Origin of the sequence: Citricoccus sp. (assembly GCF_035445025.1) — a bacterium.
In the GTDB taxonomy this organism is placed as follows: domain Bacteria; phylum Actinomycetota; class Actinomycetes; order Actinomycetales; family Micrococcaceae; genus Citricoccus.
Genome location: NZ_DAOMPX010000012.1, coordinates 54,482 through 75,008, shown reverse-complemented (window position 1 = coordinate 75,008; position 20,527 = coordinate 54,482). Strand labels below are relative to the sequence as shown.

At 72.5% G+C, this 20,527-nt stretch carries 18 protein-coding genes and 1 pseudogene; 7 read left to right on the top strand and 12 right to left on the bottom strand.

Annotated elements, in window-relative coordinates:
* A pseudogene (locus PLJ28_RS06190) lies at positions 1–266 on the bottom strand (CpaF family protein); the annotation flags it as partial.
* Positions 267–543: 277 nt separating this feature from the next.
* Between PLJ28_RS06190 and PLJ28_RS06185 the strand changes: the two are divergent.
* On the top strand, positions 544–3,690 hold the full coding sequence (locus tag PLJ28_RS06185) for an FtsK/SpoIIIE domain-containing protein (protein WP_298043903.1): 3,147 nt from the start codon (positions 544–546) through the stop codon (positions 3,688–3,690).
* Here the strand turns inward: PLJ28_RS06185 and PLJ28_RS06180 are convergent.
* Together PLJ28_RS06180 and PLJ28_RS06175 are read right to left on the bottom strand one after the other, a co-directional pair.
* Positions 3,635–4,867: a cytochrome P450 gene (locus tag PLJ28_RS06180; protein WP_298043905.1), complete on the bottom strand. Its 1,233-nt coding sequence runs from the start codon at positions 4,865–4,867 to the stop codon at positions 3,635–3,637. The genes PLJ28_RS06185 and PLJ28_RS06180 overlap by 56 nt on opposite strands.
* Positions 4,868–4,987: 120 nt before the next feature.
* On the bottom strand, positions 4,988–6,352 hold the full coding sequence (locus PLJ28_RS06175; protein WP_298043908.1) for an MFS transporter: 1,365 nt from the start codon (positions 6,350–6,352) through the stop codon (positions 4,988–4,990).
* 250 nt (positions 6,353–6,602) lie between these two features.
* Between PLJ28_RS06175 and PLJ28_RS06170 the strand changes: the two genes are divergently transcribed.
* The 3 genes from PLJ28_RS06170 to PLJ28_RS06160 are packed head-to-tail and all read left to right on the top strand — an operon-like array spanning position 6,603 to position 9,012.
* Positions 6,603–7,781, top strand: coding sequence for an LLM class flavin-dependent oxidoreductase (locus PLJ28_RS06170; RefSeq protein WP_298043910.1), 1,179 nt, complete (start codon positions 6,603–6,605; stop codon positions 7,779–7,781).
* A gap of 3 nt (positions 7,782–7,784) precedes the next feature.
* A complete protein-coding gene (locus tag PLJ28_RS06165; protein WP_298043913.1) occupies positions 7,785–8,498 on the top strand; it encodes an FMN reductase in 714 nt (237 codons plus the stop codon).
* Complete coding sequence (locus PLJ28_RS06160; protein ID WP_183524400.1) at positions 8,473–9,012, top strand: MarR family winged helix-turn-helix transcriptional regulator; 540 nt, start codon at positions 8,473–8,475, stop codon at positions 9,010–9,012. Before PLJ28_RS06165 ends, PLJ28_RS06160 begins: the two co-directional genes overlap by 26 nt.
* On the opposite strand, the gene PLJ28_RS06155 is transcribed toward PLJ28_RS06160, so the two are convergent.
* From PLJ28_RS06155 to PLJ28_RS06125, 7 genes are all read right to left on the bottom strand, one after another.
* Positions 9,002–9,934 (bottom strand): SseB family protein, encoded by a 933-nt coding sequence (locus PLJ28_RS06155; protein WP_183524397.1) that lies wholly within the window; start codon positions 9,932–9,934, stop codon positions 9,002–9,004. The genes PLJ28_RS06160 and PLJ28_RS06155 overlap by 11 nt on opposite strands.
* Positions 9,931–10,716, bottom strand: coding sequence for a bifunctional 1-(5-phosphoribosyl)-5-((5-phosphoribosylamino)methylideneamino)imidazole-4-carboxamide isomerase/phosphoribosylanthranilate isomerase PriA (gene priA, locus PLJ28_RS06150; RefSeq protein ID WP_183524394.1), 786 nt, complete (start codon positions 10,714–10,716; stop codon positions 9,931–9,933). Before priA ends, PLJ28_RS06155 begins: the two co-directional genes overlap by 4 nt.
* Before the next feature lie 36 nt (positions 10,717–10,752).
* Complete coding sequence (locus PLJ28_RS06145) at positions 10,753–10,911, bottom strand: CG2302 family histidine operon protein (RefSeq protein ID WP_183524391.1); 159 nt, start codon at positions 10,909–10,911, stop codon at positions 10,753–10,755.
* The gene (gene hisH / locus PLJ28_RS06140) at positions 10,911–11,564 is read right to left on the bottom strand and encodes an imidazole glycerol phosphate synthase subunit HisH (RefSeq protein ID WP_183524388.1); all 654 of its coding nucleotides are present in this window, start codon (positions 11,562–11,564) and stop codon (positions 10,911–10,913) included. The genes PLJ28_RS06145 and hisH overlap by 1 nt, the downstream gene beginning before the upstream one ends.
* Positions 11,564–12,181, bottom strand: coding sequence for an imidazoleglycerol-phosphate dehydratase HisB (gene hisB / locus PLJ28_RS06135; protein WP_183524385.1), 618 nt, complete (start codon positions 12,179–12,181; stop codon positions 11,564–11,566). Before hisB ends, hisH begins: the two co-directional genes overlap by 1 nt.
* A gap of 55 nt (positions 12,182–12,236) precedes the next feature.
* Positions 12,237–13,376 carry a histidinol-phosphate transaminase gene (locus PLJ28_RS06130; RefSeq protein WP_183524382.1) on the bottom strand — a complete coding sequence of 380 codons (1,140 nt, stop codon included), beginning with the start codon at positions 13,374–13,376 and terminating at the stop codon, positions 12,237–12,239.
* Positions 13,377–13,514: 138 nt separating this feature from the next.
* The gene (locus tag PLJ28_RS06125; protein ID WP_183524379.1) at positions 13,515–13,874 is read right to left on the bottom strand and encodes a LysM peptidoglycan-binding domain-containing protein; all 360 of its coding nucleotides are present in this window, start codon (positions 13,872–13,874) and stop codon (positions 13,515–13,517) included.
* A 234-nt stretch (positions 13,875–14,108) separates the two neighbouring features.
* On the opposite strand from PLJ28_RS06125, the gene lexA reads away from it, so the two are divergent.
* Together lexA and PLJ28_RS06115 are read left to right on the top strand one after the other, a co-directional pair.
* A complete protein-coding gene (gene lexA / locus PLJ28_RS06120) occupies positions 14,109–14,846 on the top strand; it encodes a transcriptional repressor LexA (protein ID WP_183524376.1) in 738 nt (245 codons plus the stop codon).
* A 26-nt stretch (positions 14,847–14,872) separates the two neighbouring features.
* Complete coding sequence (locus tag PLJ28_RS06115; RefSeq protein ID WP_183524374.1) at positions 14,873–15,787, top strand: hypothetical protein; 915 nt, start codon at positions 14,873–14,875, stop codon at positions 15,785–15,787.
* 3 nt (positions 15,788–15,790) lie between these two features.
* On the opposite strand, the gene PLJ28_RS06110 is transcribed toward PLJ28_RS06115, so the two are convergent.
* Positions 15,791–17,881, bottom strand: a complete 2,091-nt coding sequence (locus PLJ28_RS06110; protein WP_183524371.1) for an ATP-dependent DNA helicase — start codon at positions 17,879–17,881, stop codon at positions 15,791–15,793.
* Positions 17,878–19,440, bottom strand: a complete 1,563-nt coding sequence (hflX, locus tag PLJ28_RS06105; protein WP_183524368.1) for a GTPase HflX — start codon at positions 19,438–19,440, stop codon at positions 17,878–17,880. The genes PLJ28_RS06110 and hflX overlap by 4 nt, the downstream gene beginning before the upstream one ends.
* 355 nt (positions 19,441–19,795) lie before the next feature.
* Here hflX and PLJ28_RS06100 point away from each other — a divergent pair, with 355 nt between their 5' ends.
* Positions 19,796–20,416, top strand: a complete 621-nt coding sequence (locus PLJ28_RS06100) for a class I SAM-dependent methyltransferase (protein WP_183524365.1) — start codon at positions 19,796–19,798, stop codon at positions 20,414–20,416.
* Positions 20,417–20,527: the final 111 nt, after the last annotated feature.

Below are 20,527 nucleotides of genomic sequence, written 5' to 3'. Positions count from 1 at the left end.
GGGGCGTTGATCCAGATCTCCTCGACAGAGTCGTCGTCCAGCAGCGGTTGCAGTGCGCCGTACCCGGCCACGGCGTCGAAGACCGTCCGGGCCGCCTCGTCCCAGTCTGCCAGCAGCGGCAGGGAACCGATGAGCGAGCGCGCGTCGTAGTCGGCAGTGGCGTCCAGCACCAGGCGGCGTACCTCGTCCGGTTCGCTCAGCGGATCCATGCCGCGTCGGCGGATCAGTTCGCGGACCTCATCGGTCAGTATTCGGACGGCGTCCATGGTTCCCCCTCCATGCATGCCCTGTTCGGGCCTCATCCCTCCCATCGAGACTACCGACCCCCTCGGGGAACGCGCATGTCACCTCAGCATTGGCTGTGGACAATCCGACCCGCGGCACGGCCGGGCCACGTCCACCGGGCGTGTCGTCCACACCCTGACGGCGAGCGCGCGCGACGTGTCTTTTCCGTGGATGAGAGTGGGCCCGGGACAGTGGCATCGCCTGCGAACACAGGACTGGTGCCCGCCACGGCGATCGGGACCGGAGGAGGTGGCATCCATGCGAGTGCGCATCCTGGGCCTTGCGGACGGCGTGCCGTGCTGGTGGTCGGCACGGAACATGGAGGGTTCCGATGGGCCGCGATGGGACGCACTGTTACGGCGTCGACTGCCCGGGTACCGCTTCTCGGTGTGCGGCAGACCGCTGGAAGAGGCGGGAACCGACGTCCTGGGTCCGAGCCCCACCCTGTGCGTGGTCGCCCGCCCCTCAGTACGTCCGGTCACCGGGCGCGAGAGTGGCCCGGAGGTCGTGCTGGTGGTCGAGGACGGGCCCGACGCCGGGCTGCTGGCTCCCCTGCCCCGGTCCGGGGTGTCGGTGGGCCGCAACCACTCCGAACTGAGGATCGCCGACCCCTTCCTGTCCGCACCCCACTTCCGGGCCGTCGTCGAACCGGACGGCGTCCGGATCGTCCGCCTCGCCGGATCCCGCGCCAACCCGGCCACCGACGGCGACGGCCCGCCCCGGACGGGTTTCTCCCCGTGGAGGGAGGGCAGTTCGGGGTTCCGCCTCGTTCGGGGACGGCCCGAACCGTTGCCCGCCAGGGCACCGTTACCGTCACTCACCCTTGATCCCGGCCAACAACCTACGCGCCCGAACGTCGTCATGCAGGCCGTCATGGCCCTGGGGCCGTTGGTCATCGGTCTCGTGCTGGCCGTGGTGACCGGTCACTGGTACTTCCTGTTGTTCAGTCTCATCTCGGTGGGGGTTGCCGGCGTGATGTGGGCCCAGCACCGTTCGGCCCGGTCCGCACACGGCCGCCGGATCACCGCGGAGGCCGCTCGCCTCGGGGAACGGTTGGAGGCGTTGGCCCCCGCCCCCGGCGCGGTGGCCCTTGCGGCCCGGTCGGCCGCCACGGATCGTTTCGGCACCCTCGGACCGGCCGCTGCGCCGCCACTCATCCGCTGGGGTACCGGCACCGCCACGCTGCCTCTGGCGACGGGCCGGGAGGGTGCCGACTGGTCGGCGTGGTCACGGGCCACCCTGCCAGTCATCACCGACCTGCATCCCGGGGGGACGACCCGGGTCATCGGGCAGCGTTCGACGGTGGAGGCGATCTCCCACTGGCTGGTGGTCCAGCTGTGCCGGGACGCGGTTGCCACGTCCCGCGGCGTCCTCGTCCGGAGGGCGGCTGGCGACGCCTACTTCGGGGGCGGCATCACGGCGGCCGAGGGCACGGCCGTCCTGCACGCCGGAGCAGCGGAGGGAGCCTTACCGGCGGGCTGGCACCGCGTCGTGCTCGGCGGCGCGGAGGATGGCGGGGACGACCGGACCGGGGGTGATCGGATACTTCCCGATCAGGCCCGCGCCACCGTCGGCGGCCTGGACTATGAGGACCTCCGGTGGCACGGCATGTCCGCCTCGACCGCGGGCTGGCTCGTGGACGAGCTCGGTGGTTCCCCGCGCCCTCGCGTGCCCCCGTCACCGCCCCGCATGGAGCTCCCGCTGCGCGACCGCCCCGACACGGCGGTGTCGTCCTTGCGGTCACCGCTCACCGGTGGCACCGATCCGGTCCGCCTCGACCTGGTCCGCGAGGGTCCGCACGCCTTGATCGCGGGGACCACGGGATCGGGCAAGTCCGAGCTGCTGCTCACCGTCCTCACCGGGCTGGCCGCGGCCTACCCCCCGGGCGAGGTGTCTTTCGTGCTGATGGACTTCAAGGGCGGATCATCGTTCGCGCCGCTGTCCGGACTCCCGCACACGATGTCCGTCGAGACCAACCTGGTGGAGGCCGAGTCCTTGCGGACCTTCGACGCCCTCACGGCCGAATTGCGTCACCGGGAAGAACTCTTCCTGTCGGCCGGGAGCGTCGACTACGCCGCGTACCGCCGTTCACACCCTGGAGAGGTGCTGCCCCGGCTGGTCGTGGCCATCGACGAGCTTCGTGTCCTCGTCGAGGACCATCCCCAGTCGGCAGCGGTCCTGGCGCGGCTGGCGGCCACCGGCCGCTCCCTCGGTTTCCACCTCGTGCTCGCCACCCAGCGAGCCCAGGGCGCGGTGGGCCCCGACGTCCGCTCCAACCTGGGCACGATCGTCTGCCTGAGGACGGCCACCGAACAGGAATCCTGGGATCTGCTCGGATCCCCCCAGGCGCACTCCATAGGCCCCGACTCCCCCGGGCAGGCCTTCATCCGGCACGGCGGCGCGCCTCCCCGGGCCTTCCGGGCCGGCCGGTTCACCGCACCGCCAGGTCCACCAGACCTGGTCCCCTGGGACGGTCGCGACGGTGCTCCAGGGGGTGACCCGGGTGGGGGCGGGCCGGCCGACTGGCCCGGCATCGTCGACCGGATCCGCTGCGGCGTCGAGCGAGGGAGACTCGCCATACCCGAACCGGTCGTCATGCCGGCCTTGCCCGATCGCTGGTGCCCGACGGCTGCCGAGCGCCTCGCACACCCCGGTGCCGTCGTCGTGGGGCTGGCCGACGCCCCGGGTGCACGACGACAGGGGCCCGTGGTCTGGAGTCCGGGCCGGGACGGCCCGGCGGCCTGGATCGGGACGGACACCGGCGGGATCCGGGACGCGGCACGGTCCACCCTCCGTCAGCTGGTCGGCCTTTCGGTGACACCCACCGGATCGCCCACCGCTCCACGCACCGTGGTCCTGGACGGCGATGGCGACATCCTTCCCGAGGGGGTCCCGTTCAGCATCGGAACTGGTGAACACCGCTCCCCCGGCCGGTGGACGGTCCTCTCCCCGGCGCTGGCCGTTGCCGAGCAGCTCGGGGCTGTGCTGGCGGACGTCCGGGAGGACCTGGCGGCGCGACGGCCGGTGCGCCTGGTCGTCACCGCCTGGGGCCGGTGGGCAGGATTGCGCGTCGGGACCGGATACGAGACCGCGGAGGAACACCTGTCGCTGCTCCTTCGCGATCACCCGCCGTCCCTGCTCGCCGTCGCCCTGTTCGGTGGCCGCGAGCTGGCCGGCGGGCGCGTGCTCGGACAGGTGCCGACCCGCTTCTATCTCCCCGCCGGCTCCACCCCCGAGCAGCGGATGGTCTGGCCCACTCTCCACCGGGTCCGAGAGGTTCCGGGACGAGCCGTCATGGTCACGTCCGAGCACCCCGCCCCCGGCGTCGCGGTCCAGCTCGCACTGGACGTCACCGAGCCGGGGTCAGCACCACCGGCACCGACGAGAACCCACCGTTCGGCGTGATGGACCGCTCGGGCCGGAGGACGGGGTCGAGGGTGATGTCCGCGAAGGCCGCCACGATCTCCTCCACCGCCACGCAGAGTTCGAGGGTGGCCAGGGGCCGGCCGGGACACACGTGCGGACCCGTGCCGTACACCAGGTTGTTCCCGGCGTTGCCGTCCGGATCGAAGCGGTCGGGGTCGCCGAAGACCTCCTCGTCGCGGTTCGCCGACGTCCAGTTCAGGACCACCCGTTGGCCCGCGGCCACCTGGAGTCCGCCCCGGGAGACCGGGCAGGTGGTCATGCGCCGGTTGGCGACGAACGGGTCGTCGATCCTCAGGATCTCGTCCACGATCGCGGTGAGCTCGCGCCGAGTGAGGCCCGATCGGATCCGGGCCTGGAGCACCCGGTGGGTGGCCAGGTAGTGCAGGACCACACCGAGGCTCAAGGCGATGGAACCCAGGTCCCCACCGGTCCAGTTCCGCAGGACGGAGACCAGCTCCTCGTCCCGGAGCGGCCGGCCCAGTGCCCGGTCACTCATCAGCTCCGCCGTCACGTCCTGGCGACTGCCGTCCGCGTCACCGCCCCTGCCGCGCCGCGGTGCCAGCACGGACCGGATGATCTCGTCATACCGCCGGGCCACGTCCGCGGTGGCGTCCAGCCGCCCGGACCGGGTGGCCGTCTGGTTGTCCGCCATCCACTCCAGCAGGGTCGGTTCCAGGCCCGCCGGCCACCCGAGCCATCGCATCATCGCCCGCACGGCGAACCGGGAGCCGAGTTCGCCGACCGCGTCACACCCCACGGCCCCGGTGCCCACCCCCGCCGCGCCCGTCACCTCAGCGCACACCTGCCGTGCGGCCTCGCGCACCCCCGGTTCCAGGGCAGCCATGCGCTCGGCGGTGAAGTACGGCTCGATCAGGCGGCGGAACGCGGCGTGTTCCTCCCCGTCCAGGCCGTTGGGCAGTTGCAGGAACCGGGAGACGGCCGAGGAGAACACCTCGGGGTCCCGGGCGGCCGCGACCACGTCGACATGCCGCAGCAGCACCATCGCCCCGGACGAGGACAGCGCGATCCGCGCATCGGGCCGGATGGCGTCCGAGACGGCGCGCGGATCGTGGCTCGGGACGGGGAAATCCGGCAGGTCGACGGCCGGGGCCGCCGTGTGGGCACAGCGATCGGCGGCGTGGTCCTCAGCGCTCACGGTGCCGACCGTACCACCGGGGGCCGCGAGTCGGGTCGACCCCGGGATGCCCGGCCCGTTCAGCCCTCGCCGTCCGCGAGGCGTCCGGTGGCCTGCCGCGGCGCCAGCCTGCCCGAGCCCTTAGGCCCGGGCCCTGCGGCGCCGCCGCAGCATCGTCCGTGCCAGGACCGCGAGTCCCACCATGAGCAGCGCCACGGCCGCGGCGAACACGTAGCCCGCCTCGGCCGAGATGCCGTCGATGAACGCCCCGGCGGCGGGGGCACCCAGGGCGGCCCCGGCGGTCATGGCCGATCCGTAGTAGCCCATGGCCTCGCCGCGGCGGTCTTCGGAGACCACGTGCGCCATCAGGGCGGAGGCGGCCGCCAGCGTCGGAGCCGTGAACAGTCCCCCGATGAGGGAGATGACCGCCAGGGCCCACACGCCGTCCACCAGGGCCATCGGCAGGGTCCCCAGGGCGAACAGCGTCAGGAGCAGCAGCGGCGAGAGCCGACGGCCCAGCGCGCCGTAGAGGATGCCGCCCACCGCGGAGGCACCGCACCAGAACGCAATGACGACGCCGGCCTGGGCGGCCTGCCCGGAGCGCTCCAGTTCGGCGACGATCGCCACCTCGGTGCCGGACATCAGCATGCCCGAGCCCATCGAGACCGCCAGGACCGCGAGCGCAGTGCCGCTGAGCCAGCCGAACGAGGCCTTTAGGCGGGCGAACGGGCCGGTGCGGACGCCCTCGTCCGCCCCGGTGCCGGGCCGGTGGTCCTCCCCCCGGATGACGGGGATGGCGCCCGTGGGCACCTCGGTGGCGGTCAGGTCCAGGTGGGCCGGGGCACCGTGGACGGCGCCGTCCACGGCCCGGCGCAGGTCCTCCTCGGCCGTGTACTCCCCACTGCTGCCGGGGCGGGCGAGCTGCGAGGAGCGAGTGGGCGGGTTGAACCACATCAGGTAGAGCCCGGCGAGCGTCGCGGACCACCCGACGATGGCCATCCCCCAGGCGCTGGACCAGGCCGTGGCGACGACGGCACCGACGGCGGGGCCGATCATGAAGATCGTCTCGGTGATGATCGAGTCCAGGGCGAAGGCGGTCTCGCGCCGCGCGCCGTGCGTCAGCACGCCGATGGACTGGCGCACCAGGGAGAAGACGGGCACGGCGAACAGGCCGCCGAGGAAAGCCCCGACGAGCAGCCAGGCGAAGGGCAGGAACGGCACCGCGGTCCAGATGACCCCCAGGGTGACCACGGACGGCACCAGGGCCCGGCGCAGGCCGAGCCGGTCCACCAGCCGGCCGCGCCACGGGGAGCCCACGGCCATGCCGAGGGTCATGGCCGCCACGGCGAGCCCCGCCGCCCCGTACCCCTCCCCCAGGGTCACGGCCACGTGCAGGGTCAGGATGATGCCCAGGGCGGCGTTGGGAAACCGGGCGACGAACCCGACGCCGAGGACGCGGCGGATCCGCTGGTCCCGCAGCAGGTGTCCGTAGGCGGCGAAGTTCACCCCAGCATGCTATCCGGGTGGGGTGGCGAACGCGCAGGTCGGCCCGGGGCACCCGGTGGCCCGCCCGGACGGGTCGGTGACCTCGGGGCCCCCTCGGCCGATCGCGCACCCGGAGCGCACCCGGTCCGTTGCGGGGCCCGGCCGCCGTCGGGAATAGTCCTGCCCAGGGGACGGTTGTACAGGTGATTCAAATTTGCACTAATCTGATGGCAGGCCACCAGAGCACCGGCACACCACTCGAGGAGCAACCATGCAGTTCGGCGTCTTCACCATCGGTGACATCACCACCGATCCGACCAACGGCACCACGCCCACCGAACACCAGCGCATCAAGGACACCGTCAGGATCGCCCAGCACGCCGAGCAGGCCGGGTTCGAGGTCTTCGCCACGGGCCAGCACCACAACCCGCCCTTCGTGGCCCCCGGCAACCCGCCGACCCTGCTCGCGTTCCTGGCCGCCCAGACCCAGAAGCTGATCCTGTCCACGGCGACCACCCTGATCACCACGATGGACCCGGTGCGCCTGGCCGAGGACTACTCCTACCTCCAGCACCTGGCCGAGGGCCGCGTGGACCTGACCATGGGCCGCGGCAACACCGGCCCGGTCTACCCCTGGTTCGGCAAGGACATCCGCCAGGGCATCCCACTGGCCGTGGAGAACTACCACCTGCTGCACCGGCTGTGGCACGAGGAGAACGTCGACTGGCAGGGCCGCTTCCGTACCCCGCTGCAGGACTTCACCCTGACCCCCCGGCCGCTCGACGGCGTCGCGCCCTTCGTCTGGCACGGTTCCATCCGCTCGGCCGAGATCGCCGAGCAGGCCGCCTACTACGGCGACGGCTTCTTCCACAACAACATCTTCTGGAACAAGGAACACGTGATCCAGATGGTGCAGCTCTACCGCCAACGCTACGAGTACTACGGCCACGGCAAGGCACACCATGCCTACGTGGCCCTGGGCGGCCAGGCGTTCATGCGCAAGAACTCCCAGGACGCCGTCAACGAGTTCCGCCCCTACTTCGACAACGCCCCGGTCTACGGACACGGCCCGTCCCTGGAGCAGTTCACCCGGATGACCCCGCTGACCGTGGGCTCCCCGCAGCAGGTCATCGAGCGCACCCTGTCCTTCCGGGACTGGGTGGGCGACTACCAGCGCCAGATGTTCCTCATCGACCACGCGGGACTGCCCACGGACGTGGTGCTGGAGCAGATCGACCTGTTCGGCGAGGAGGTCCTGCCCGTGCTGCGCAAGGAGTTCGCCGCCCTGAAGCCCGCCGACGTCCCGGAGGCCCCCACCCACGAGTTCCTGGTGGCCCGCCACGAGCGCGGCGAGGACCCGGTGCCCGGCGGCGCGGAGGGCTCACAGGCCTGGAAGGACGCCCAGGAGCGCGCCGAGAAGGCCCAGGCCTCCGAGAAGGCCGGGGCCTGAGCCGTGGAGGAGCTACCGGACCTCGGCGGCCCGGAGGCGTTCGGCGCACCCGAGTCCACCGACCCGTTCACCCCGCAGGCCCGGCACCTGGTGGTGGTCTCCGGCGGGCTGGGCGACCCGTCGTCATCCCGCCAGCTGGCCGACCGGCTGGCCGCCGCCGCCTCTGACCGCCTCTCCGCCGAGGAAATCGTCCCGGAGGTGCACGTGGTGGAGCTGCGCCTGCTGGCCACGGACATCGCCGAGGCGATGGTCAACCCGTCACGGTCCGAGGCGCTGCAGGCGGCCCTGGAGGAGGTGTCCCAGGCCGACGGCATCATCGCCGTCTCCCCCACCTTCAAGGCCAGTTACTCGGGGCTGTTCAAGTCCTTCTGGGACCTCGTGGAGGACGACGCCGTCCGGGACGTCCCGGTGCTTCTCGGCGCGACCGGCGGCACGCCGCGGCACTCGCTGATGATCGACACGGCGATGCGCCCGCTGTTCAGCTACCTGCGCACCAAGGTGCTCTCCTCAGGGATCTTCGCCGCCTCGGACGACTGGGGCGAGGTCGAGGGCGGCCAGGCCTCCACCCGCACCACGCCGTTGCAGACCCGCATCGCCGCGGCCGGGGCGGACCTGGCCTCGGTGGTCGGACGGTTCCCCGCCCGCCCGCGCCGGGCCTCCGGTGCGCCCGCACCCCTGGAGGTGATTCCCTTTGACCAGCTCCTCCGCGGAGAGTGACACCGGCTCGTGGTCCCGCAGCGCGGTCCCGGGACGGCAGCCGGCGGACACCTCCCGTCAGGCCTGGCGCGCCTACTTCGAGGCGACCGCCCTGCTGCAGGACCGCCTCGAGCGGAGCCTGAAGGCGGGTGTGGACCTGCACCTGGCCGACTACAACCTGCTGCTGCTGCTCACCGAGGCCCCGGGCGGGCACCTGCGCATGGGCGAGCTGGCCAGCCTGATGGTGTTCTCGCCCTCGCGGGTGACCTATCAGGTCAAGACCCTGGAGAAGCGCGGGCTCGTGGAGCGTCGCGCCTGCGTGGAGGACGGCCGTGGCTCGGAGGCCGTCATCACCGACGCCGGCCGGAGCCTGTTCCGCAAGGCAGCGACCCTGCACGCGCGCCAGGTGAAGGACCTGTTCATGGACCGGCTCGACGAGCAGGAGACCGAGACCCTGCTGCGGGTCTTCTCCCGGCTGGGCTGCGCCCTGGAGGACGGCGAACGGGTACCGGAGGGTCCCGGGACTACCGGCTGACCGTGATCTCCACGGAGTCGGCCCGCTCGGCCAGGGCCGGCACCTCACCGAGCACCTGTTGCAGGGTGGCGGCCATCAGCCGCAGCGCGGCCTCGTCGCCGGAGGTCGCCAGCGCGGGGTCCGGGTAGGCCACCAGCCGCAGTTCCGGTCCGGAGCCCCCACCGGGCAGCACGGCGCCGGAGGCGGTCCGGGAGGCCACGCCGGCCCCCGGCGTCAGCGCGATCCTCGCGAGCCCGGGCACCAGGTCCACCACGGACGCCAGTTCCTCGGCCAGCTCGGTGTCCTGGTAGGACGGGATCCAGGCCTGCTGCCGGGCCAGTGCCCAGACAGCCGGGCGGCGCACCACGAACGTGCGCTCGGCTGCCGGGTCCACGACGACCAGTTCGGCACCCTCGTCCACGGCGGACAGGCAGGCCCGCGGCATCCAGGTCGCCACCGGCCGCGCCTCGGGGTGCCAGGCGGTCAGCGCCGGGACGTGGGTGAACACGGGCAGGGCGGCCCGGCCGTCGGGGGCCCTGAGCGTCACCAGCGCGACGTCCGCCTCCTTGTCCCCGTGCGGTCCGTCCCCGTGCGGCCCGTCACCACCGTGGTCGTCGTGCTCGGCCACGGTCGGCAGCACGGCGGCGAAGACCCGCATGCGGGACAGGGCGTCCACGACCTCGGCCTCGCCGGCCTCACCGGCCGCCAACCGGTCCAGGACCGGGCCCCAGGCCGGGTCCGCGGTGCCGTCGTCGGTGTCGAAGGCGTGCAACGGGTTGGCCGAGCCGTCGATCCCGGCCCCGCCCAGGTCCCGGCCCTCCCAGGCGACGCCCGCGGAGTCCGCCGGGCGGCCGGACTCGTCCCGGTGCTGGCGCTCCAGGTTGCGCCGGATGGCCGCCTCGATGTGCCCGGGCAGGTGGCGCTCCCGGTCCTGGCCGGTCACTGGATGGGGGCCTGCTTCACGGCGTCCTCCACGCTCACGCCGCGGGACACGAGCAGGGCCTGCTCCAGGCTGAACCGGCCGGCGTACAGGGCCTTGCCCATGATGGCGCCCTCCACGCCCCGGCCGACCATGGCGTACAGCGCGGCCACGTCCTCCAGCGAGGAGATGCCACCGGAGGCCACCACGGGCTTCGGCGTCTTGGTGCACACCTCGGCCAGCAGCTCGGTGTTCGGGCCCCTCAGCGTCCCGTCCTTGGTGACGTCCGTGACCACGTAGCGGGCGCAACCGGCCTGCTCGAGGCGGTCGAGCACCTCCCAGAGGTCACCGCCCTCCTTGGTCCAGCCGCGCGCGGCCAGGGTGGTGCCGCGCACGTCCAGGCCGACCGCGACCTGGTCGCCGAAGCGCTCGATGACCCGCGCGGTCCACTCCGGGTCCTCCAGGGCCGCCGTGCCGAGGTTCACGCGCGTGGCACCCATCGCCAGGGCGTTCTCCAGCGAGGCGTCGTCCCGGATGCCACCCGAGAGCTCGACCTTCACGCCGAGCTCGTCCACCACGCGGGACATCACGTCCCGGTTGTCCCCGCGGCCGAAGGCGGCATCCAGGTCCACCAGGTGGATCCACTCGGCGCCGGCCTTCTGCCAGGCCAGGGCGGCCTCGAGCGGGTCGCCGTAGGAGGTGGCGGAGCCGGCCTCGCCCTGGACGAGGCGCACGGCCTGGCCGTCCTGGACGTCGACGGCGGGCAGCAGTTCCAGCGCCGGTGCGCTCTGCGGGGTCTGGCTCATGAGGGGGTTCCTCTCGGTTCGATCGGACGAGGTGGTCTAGGACGAGGCGGTGACGAAACCGGCGATGATCGCCAGCACGGCGCACACGAGGAAGCCGACCTGCAGCCATACGGGCGCCTTCTGCTGGCGCAGCGACCAGGCGCCACCGATCAGCAGCCCGCCCAGGGCGATGAGCAGGGTGGACCAGAAGGGCATCAGAGGGTTCCGAGCCAGTTGGCCAGCAGCTGCATCCCGGCGTCACCGGACTTCTCGGGGTGGAACTGGGTGGCGGCGAGCGGGCCGTTCTCCACGGCGGCGATGAAGTCCCCTCCGTGGTTCGCCCAGGTCACCTTGGGCGGGGCGATCTTCTCGTGGGCCTGGTCGAACTCCCACTTCAGGACGCCGTAGGAGTGCACGAAGTAGAAGCGCTCGTCCTCGATGCCCCGGAAGAGCGCGGAGCCCTCGGCCGGGCGCACGGTGTTCCAGCCCATGTGGGGCACGATCGGCGCCGGCAGGGCCTCGACCACGCCGGGCCACTCGCCCATGCCCTCGGTGCGCACGCCGTGCTCCACGCCGGCGTCGAAGAGGATCTGGTGACCCACGCAGATGCCGAGCACGGGCCGGCCCCCGGCCACCCGCCGGCCGATCCACCGGGTCGCGCCGAGGTCCTTGAGGGCGGCCATGACGGACTGGAAGGCGCCCACTCCGGGGACCACGAGCCCGTCGGCGTTCATCACCTCGTCCGCGTCCGCGGTCAGTCGTGCATCCGCCCCGGCGCGCTGGAGGGCGCGCACGGCGGAGTGGGTGTTGCCGGACCCGTAGTCCAGGACGGCGACGGTGGGACGGGCGGCGCCGGTGACACCGGCCATCAGAGCGCACCCTTGGTGGAGGGCACCCCGGTGACCCGGGGGTCGTCCTCGACCGCGGCCCGCAGGGCGCGGGCGAAGGCCTTGAACTGGGCCTCGACGATGTGGTGCGGGTCCCGGCCGCGGACCAGGTCCATGTGCAGGCAGATGGAGGCGTGGTAGGTGATCGACTCGAACACGTGCCGGGTCATGGACCCGGTGAAGTGTCCGCCGATCAGGTGGTACTGCTGGCCCTCGGGCTCGCCCTCGTGCACCAGGTACGGTCGGCCGGAGACGTCGACGACGGCGCGCGCCAGGGCCTCGTCCAGCGGCACCGAGGCCTCGCCGAAGCGGCGGATGCCCCTCTTGTCCCCCAGCGCCGTCCTGAGCACCTCGCCGAGGGTGATGGCCACGTCCTCGACGGTGTGGTGGACGTCGATGTGGGTGTCCCCGGTAGCGCGGACCGTCAGGTCGATCTGCGAGTGCCTGGACAGTGCCGTGAGCATGTGGTCGTAGAACGGCACCGAGGTGGAGATCTCGGAGGTGCCGGTTCCGTCCAGGTCCATCTCGACGTAGACGTCGGACTCGCTGGTGGTGCGCTGCATCCGCGCCTTCCGGCCGGAGATCAGCTCTGCGCCCATGCTCTGTCAGCTCCTTGCTGTTGGGGGGATCCGGTGGTCCAGTCTACCGGGCCGGTCACTGGCCGGACGTCGTGGCGGGTGCCTCGGCCAGGACCTCCCGCAGGGCGGTGAGGAACGCCGTGGTCTCCGCCTCGGTCCCGGCGGTGACACGCAGGTGGTGCGGGATCCCGACGTCGCGCACCAGGACCCCGTGCTCGAGCAGGCCCTGCCACACCGCGTGGGAATCGGCCAGTCCGCCGAAGAACACGAAGTTGGAGTCCGAGACGGCCGGGGCCAGACCGAGATCGCGCAGCCCCTCCACGATCCGGTCGCGCTGGGCCTTGATGTCCTCGACGTTCTCGAGCAGGACGTCGTAGTGCTGCAGGGCGGCGTTGGCCGTGGCCTGGGAGACCGCGGAGAGGTGGTAGGGCAGGCGCACCAGGCGCAGGGCGTCGGTGACCTCCGGTGCGGCGGCGAGATAGCCCAGGCGGGCGCCGGCCAGCGCGAAGGCCTTCGACATGGTCCGGGAGACCACCAGGCGCGGCCGGCCCGGCAACAGGGTGAGCGCGGAGCGCGTGCCGGCGAGGGCGAACTCGGCATAGGCCTCGTCCACGACCACCATGCCCCCGTAGGCCTCGGTGGCGTCATAGACGGCCTGCACCACGTCCAGCCCCAGGGCGGTGCCGGTCGGGTTGTTCGGGGAGCACAACAGGACCACGTCCGGCCGGTGCTCGGCGACCTGGGCCGCCGCGGAGGCGGCCGTCAGGGAGAAGTCCTCCCCGCGGACACCGGCCACGTACCGGGTGTCCGTGCCGGCGGCCAGCAGCGGGTACATCGAGTAGGTGGGCGGGAAGCTCATCACGGTGCGCCCGGGCCCACCGAAGGCCTGCAGCAGTTGCTGCAGGATCTCGTTGGAACCGTTCGCGGCCCACAGGTTCGCCGCGGACAACCCGTGCCCCAGGTACTCCGCCAGGCGCTTGCGCAGTTCGGTGAACTCACGGTCCGGGTAGCGGTTGAGCGTCACGGCGGCAGCGGCCACCGACTCCGCGATGGCGGCGACCACCTCGTCCGGGACCGGATGGGTGTTCTCATTCGTGTTCAGCGCCACCGCCACGTCCAGCTGGGGCGCACCGTAGGGGCTCAGGCCCCGCAGGTTCTCACGCAACGGCAGGGCGGCCAGGGCCTCCGGATTCGAGATCGCATCCTCATCACTCACCCGAGACAGCCTAGGCGCTCAGTCAGTCCCCCGAGCCCCGGTGACGTCCGTGCATGGCACGCCACGGTCCCCCCTCTGACGCGGCTCGAACCGGGCGACGGGCCGGCCGAGGCCGCGGACGTTCCGGTGGTGCCCGCGTCAGCCCCGGGGGACGAAGAGGACCTGCCCCGGCTGCAGCTCGGAACCGGTCAGGTCATTGAGCTCGCCGATCCGCAGGATGGTCTGATTGCGCGGAGCGTCCGGGGCCACCTGGCCGGCCACGGACCACAGGGTGTCACCGTAGTCCACGGTGACGGACTCGACCGGGGCGACCACGGGGCGCTCCGGCGATGCTGCGGCCGGGGCCACGGCATGGGCGCCCAGGAACACGGCGGCCGCGGCCGCCAGCGCGGCCACGACGAGGATCGGGAGTCCGACGAAGAGGAAACGGCCACGACGGTTCAGGTGGAATCCGGCCGAGCCGGCGGTGCGGGTCACGACCGATGCTGCAGTGCTCATGCTCTTCAACCTCTCCGCCCGGGGCGACCGGGCTGTTCGAACGTGTGTTCTATCCGTTCGCCCTCTTGTCTAGCACGTCTGTTCGAAACACGCCAAACATTATTCGAACATATCTTTGAATCCGCCCTGCCCCTCCGGTAGCCTCTGAGGCACGTGATGGCCCGTCAACTCCCCGCGGGCCGACCATGAGACATCTCAACCGGCACCACGGACACGCTAAGAACGGATCTTCGAATGGCCTCCCGGACTCCCCGACCCGAACCGGACTCCCAGCCCGCCCCTGCCGCCCGGACGCTGACCGCGCGCCAGCGGGTCATCCTGGGGTCGATCCGCTCGGCCATCGCGCAGCACGGGTACCCGCCGTCGATGCGGGAGATCGGTGACGCCGCCGGACTGGCCTCGCTGTCCTCGGTGACCCATCAGCTGGGTCAACTGGAGAAGTGGGGGTACATCCGCAAGGATCCGGGACGGCCCCGCGCCATGGAGGTCCTGCTGGACGAGGACGGACAGCCCGTGTCGACGGCCGCGGCCGGCGCCCCGGACACCGCCGACCGCCCGGCTCCGGTCACGGCCCTGCACACCGGTGCGGTGGAGGGCACCTCCGTCCCGGTCCCGCTCGTCGGTCGCATCGCCGCCGGCGGGCCGATCCTGGCCGACCAGCAGGTCGAGGACGTCATGACGCTCCCCCGCCAGCTCACCGGCGAGGGAGAGCTGTTCATGCTCAAGGTCTCCGGTGACTCGATGGTCGATGCCGCGATCTGCGACGGGGACTGGGTGGTGGTCCGCCAGCAGAACTCGGCCCAGAACGGTGACATCGTGGCGGCCCTGCTGGATGATGAGGCCACCGTCAAGACGTTCCGGCAGCGCGACGGGCACACGTGGCTGCTGCCGCAGAATTCGGCCTATGAGCCGATCCTCGGAGACGAGGCGACGGTCATGGGCAAGGTGGTCACGGTCCTGCGGGCCCTCTGACCGGGACACTGATGCGGAGCGCGGCGATGAACCACCGTCCCTTCCCGAGAGGCGTCCGGGTGGCGGACGCCGAGCGCTTCGTCTACACCCGGGGACGGCTCCTGGAGCGTCGTCGCCTGGACCTGCTGTTGCACGGGGGCGGTCCCGAGGGCGTCCTGGCGGCGCTGGGCGCGTATCGCAACCCCGACGGCGGATTCGGTCACGGCCTGGAGCCCGATGTCCGCTCCCCGGTGAGCGAGCCCCTCGCCACCCTCACCGCCCTCGACCTGCTGGCCGGGTGGGACCTGGCCGACCATCCCTGGTTCCGCAGCGCGCTCGAGTGGGCTGCCTCGGCGTCCGGGCTCGACGGTTCGCTGCCCTTCGTCACCGAGCCCTCCCTGGCCTGGCCGCACGCGCCCTGGGTACAGCTGTGGCCCGGAGGATCACACCTCACCTTCGGCTTCGCGGCCGCCGCCCTCCGGACCGGCTTCGTCGGCGGGTGGGCCGAGGCGGCCACGGAGTGGTGCCGCTCCCAGCTGCGGGAGGGTGGGCTGTCGGCCTACGCCGTCAAGTACGCCCTGCGCTTCCTGGCCGCGGACCGGGGTCCCCGCACCGAGGGTCCTGCCGAGACCGCGGCGATCGAGACATGGCGCTCCCGCCTGGACCGCGACGGTGCGCTGCCGGTGGAAGGCGGGGCCGAGGGCGAACGACTGCACCCCTGGGACCTGGCCGCCGACCCGTGGTCGGCCCCGGTGATCGAGCCGGGGGCCGCGACCCCCGCGCGCCTGCTCTTCACCGACAGGCAGCTCCGGGCAGACGTCGACCGGGTCGTCATGGGCCAGCAGTCCGATGGGGGCTGGCACGTCGACTGGGCCGCGTGGTGCCCGGGCCAGGGCCTGGACTGGCGGGGCATCCGAACGGTCGAGGTGCTGGAGCTGCTCTCGGCCGTCGACCGCTCGTGATCCCTAGGCCGGGTCGCGCAGGCGTTCCAGCACGCCCCGCACCACAGCCGGGTCGGTGGTCGGCCAGAAGTCCGGCAGGGTGGACCGCAAGAACCCTCCGTAGCGTTCGGTGGCCAGCCGGGGGTCCAGCACCGCCACGACGCCACGGTCCGTGGTGGTCCTGATCAGCCGGCCGGCGCCCTGGGCCAGCCTCACGGCGGCGTGGGCGGCCGAGACGGCCATGAACCCGTTGCCGCCGTGACGGCTGACCTCCCGGGTGCGTGCGGTCCCCAGCGGGTCGTCCGGACGGGGGAACGGGATGCGGTCGATCACCACCAGACGGCAGGCCGATCCGGGCACGTCCACGCCCTGCCACAGGCTCATGGTCCCGAACAGGCAGGTGTCCGGTTCGGAGGCGAACTGGCGGACGAGGGCCGAGAGGGTGGCGTCGCCCTGGCAGAGGATCTGGGGCGCCGCCCCCAGCCTGCTGCGCATCTCCGCGGCGGCGTCCTCGGCCGCGCGCCTCGAGGAGAACAGGCACAGTGCCCCTCCCCCGGAGGCGCGCAGCAGGGACTCGAGCTCGTCGTAGGCGTCCGGGGAGGAGGTCCGGCCGGGCCGGGGCAGGTGCCGGGCCACGTAGAGCACGCCCTGGCGCGGGTAGTCGAAGGGGCTGCCCACGTCCACCCCGGTCCATCGCGGAGCGCCCGGCCCGAGCAGGCCGAGCGAGCCCGCCACGGGGTCGAAGGACTCCCCCACCGTCAAGGTCGCGGAGGTCAGTACCGTGGTCGCCTGGCCGAACAACCCCTCCCGGAGCCGGCCGGCCACCGACAACGGGGCGACGCACACCACCGGCGCGGCGGTCTCGTCACCCGGGACCCATCCGGTCCCCGGCTCGAAGCGGCCCGGACGGGAGGCCCACAGCACCTCGGGGTAGTCCGCGTCCGGGACGGCGTCGAGCATCCTCTCGGCCACCTCGAGGACCTCCTGGAGCCGTGAGCGTGCCATCTGCCGGCCACCGTCGGCCGCCTCGGCGGAACCGCCTGCCCCACCGGGCCCCTTGGAGTCGCTGAGCCCCTGCCGCGCCGCGTCCCGGACCGCCCGCAGGGCGTTCTGCTGGACCTCGTCCGGCCCGCGCGGGATGAGTCCCGTGGGAGTGGCGGCGAACGCCGCGTCCAGCCCGACGCCGGCCTGCATCAGGTCCTCGACCGCGATCGCCGTGTGCTTGCGTGCCGCGGAACCGGCCGCCTGGACGATGGCTCCGGACAGTTGTCCGGTCACCGCCCCCGTGACCCGGTCCTGCAGCTCGTGGGCCTCGTCCACGATCACCGCGTCGAACTCCGGCAGGACGGCCAGGCCCTCGAAGGCACTGATGGCCAGCAACGCGTGGTTGGTCACCACCACGTCGGCCTCGGCCGCATCGGCCCGCGCCCGTTCCGAGAAGCACTCCTCGGCCATCGGGCAGCGCTGGGCGCCGATGCAGTCGACCGCCGAGACCGAGACCTGGCGCCAGGCCCGGTCACTCACCCCGGGCTCGAGGTCGTCCCGGTCCCCGGACTCGGTCTCCTCGGCCCAGTCGCGCAGCCGCTTGACCTCCCGGCCCAGCGGGCTGGTCGGTCCCGCGTCACCGGTGACCATCGCCTCACCGTCGTCGGCCAGGCCGAACAGGGCCTGCCCGTCCTCCTCGGGGAAGCCCCCGTCGATCTTGTGCCGGCACAGGTAGTTGGAGCGGCCCTTGACGAGTGCCACGGTCATCTCCCGGGGCAACTCGTCCTGCAGGGCCTCCAGCAACCGCGGGGCGTCCCGGCGCATGATCTGCGCCTGCAGGGCCAGGGTGGCGGTGGCGACCACGACCGGGGCCTCGGCGTCCACCGCGTGCTGCAGTGCCGGCACCAGGTAGGCCAGCGACTTCCCGGTGCCGGTGCCGGCCTGTACGAGCAGGTGGGTCCCGGACTCCAGGGAGCGGGCCACCTCCACGACCATGCGGCGCTGGCCCTCGCGGTGCTGTCCGCCCGTCGCCTCGACGGCCGCGTCCAGCCACTGCAGGGCCTGCCGCTCGGCCTCGGTCCGGGCGAGCACGTCCTGATCCGGAGCGGTGTGCTGTGCCGTGTCCGTCATGCCCCGGCCGGTTCCGGCCGGTCGACGGAGAAACGCCGCAGGTCATCGGCGAGGTCCTCGCGGACCAGCACCCGCAGCCGGGTGCCTCCCGACTCATAGGTCTCGGAGATGATGTCCGCATCCGGGGAGTGCAACCGGGAGACCACGTCCCCGTCCGTGAACGGGATGAGCAGGTCCAGGGCCACGTCCGGACGCGGGATGGCGTCCGCGATGGCCCGCTCGAGCTCGGCGATGCCCTCACCGGTACGTGCGGACACCACCACCGAGCGGGGTTCGCGCTGGCGCAGCCGGGCGATCGCCACCGGGTCCGCGGCGTCGGCCTTGTTCAGCACGATGATCTCGGGGATCCGGCGCGCGTCCACCTCGGCCAGCACGGTGCGGACCGCGGCGATCTGGCCCTCCGGGTCCGGGTGCGAGGCGTCCACGACGTGCAGGATCACGTCCGCGTCCGCGACCTCCTCGAGGGTCGAGCGGAACGCCTCGACCAACTGGGTGGGCAGGGACCGCACGAACCCGACCGTGTCCGAGAGCGTGTAGCCGATCCCGTCCGGGGTGACCGCCTTGCGCACGGTGGGGTCCAGGGTGGCGAACAGGGCGTTCTCCACCAGTACCCCGGCATGGGTCAACCGGTTCAGCAGTGAGGACTTGCCGGCGTTCGTGTATCCGGCGATCGCCACGGACGGCACCCTGTTGCGGCGGCGGTTGGCCCGCTTGGTCTCGCGGGCGGGCTTCATGGCCGCGATCTCCCGGCGCAGCTTGGCCATCCGGGTCCGGATCCGCCGGCGGTCCAGCTCGATCTTCGTCTCACCGGGACCGCGGGAGCCGATGCCCTCGCCGGCGGCCGCCCGGCCACCGGCCTGACGGGACATGGACTCACCCCAGCCGCGCAGTCGCGGCAGCAGGTACTCGAGCTGGGCCAGCTCCACCTGGGCCCGGCCCTCACGGGACTTGGCGTGCTGGGCGAAGATGTCCAGGATCAGGGCGGTGCGGTCGATGACCTTCACCCGGACCACGTCCTCGAGCGCACGCCGCTGGGAGGGCGCCAGCTCCGAGTCCACGACCACGGTGTCCGCGCCGGTCATCGCGACGATGTCCCGCAGTTCCTCGGCCTTGCCCTTACCGAGGAAGGTGGCCGGATCGGGGGTGTGGCGGCGCTGGATGAGGCCGTCGAGCACCTCGGAGCCCGCGGTCTCGGCGAGCGCCGCCAGCTCGCGCAGGGAATTCTCGGCGTCCGCGGCGGTGCCCTCGGACCAGAGCCCGGCCAGCACGACGCGCTCGAGGCGCAACTGCCGGTACTCGACCTCGGACATGTCCTCGAGCTCGGTGGAGAGCCCGGTGACCCGGCGCAGGGCCTGGCGCTCGGCGAGGTCGAACTGCTCACCGTCGGCCTCGGTGTGCCCGTCGTCGCCGTCGGACAGGGCCAGGGCACGGCCCTCGGTGGGCCTGACGCCGTGCTCGACGGAGGCACTGGCCGCATCGGCGGCCAGGATACGTTCGATCACGTCCTGGATCTGGGTCTCGTCCGGCTGGTCGTTCCCGTGCTGGGGGTTCTCGGTCATGGTCTCCTTGGAAGATGCGTGGTATCTAGGGTAGTCGCTCGGACGGACGCCCGAAGGGTCTGGCGTGCCGCTGGGGATGGGGTTGTTCGGGGCCATGGGTGGACCTCCCGGGGAATCGGCCGTCGGCCGCGGCGCTGCGCGGGGCCGAGCGGGTGCACGTCGAACGACGCCGATTCCGCGGCGGGGCGTTCGGGACGGTGCTGGATGGGTGGGTTGCCATCACGGAGCGATCCTCGACCCGTCAGCGCGGGGAGTCATCGGTCCGGAGCCGTGAGCAGTCGCTCACGCCAGCTCAGCGCAGGAAAATCCACATGCCGTCCAGTATATGGCCCCTGTCAAGTAACATCGGGCGGTGATGGACTCCGCACACTACTTCTCCGCCGACCCCGCCACGCCCGAGCGTCGACGCCGGATCACGCTCACCCTGGCCGGCCGGGAGGTCGCGGTGCAGACGGCGAACGGCATCTTCTCGCCGGAGGGCCTGGACAAGGGCACGGCGGCGATGCTCCGCACCGTCCCCGAGCCGCCGCCGTCGGGCCGGTTCCTGGACATCGGCTGCGGCTGGGGACCGCTGGCGCTCACGCTCGGGCTGTCCAGCCCGCAGGCGGAGGTCACCGCCGTGGAGGTCAACGACCGGGCGGCCCATCTGTGCCGGGACAACGCCGCCGCCCTCGGCCTGGACCGCGTCACCGTGTGCCGGCCGGAGGACGTGGCGGAGTCCGCCCGGTTCGACCTGATCTGGTCCAACCCGCCGATCCGCGTGGGCAAGGAGGCCCTGCACGGGATCCTGCTGCAGTGGCTCCCCCGGCTGGCACCCGGAGGCCGGGCCTTCCTCGTGGTCCAGAAGAACCTGGGGGCCGACTCCCTGCTCCCCTGGATCCGGTCCGCCCTGGAGGAACGGCACCCCGGTGAGTTCAGCGTCTCCCGGCACGCCACGGAGAAGGGGTTCCGGATCCTGCTGGTCGAACGCGCCTGAGCCGGCCCGTCCGGCCGGGGCGGGGTGCGGGAACGCGCCGGCCGCGCGGAGGACAGCGGGTCATCCCGGCCGTTGCCCTCGGGCGGTGACCCCCGCCGGTCCACGGATGCG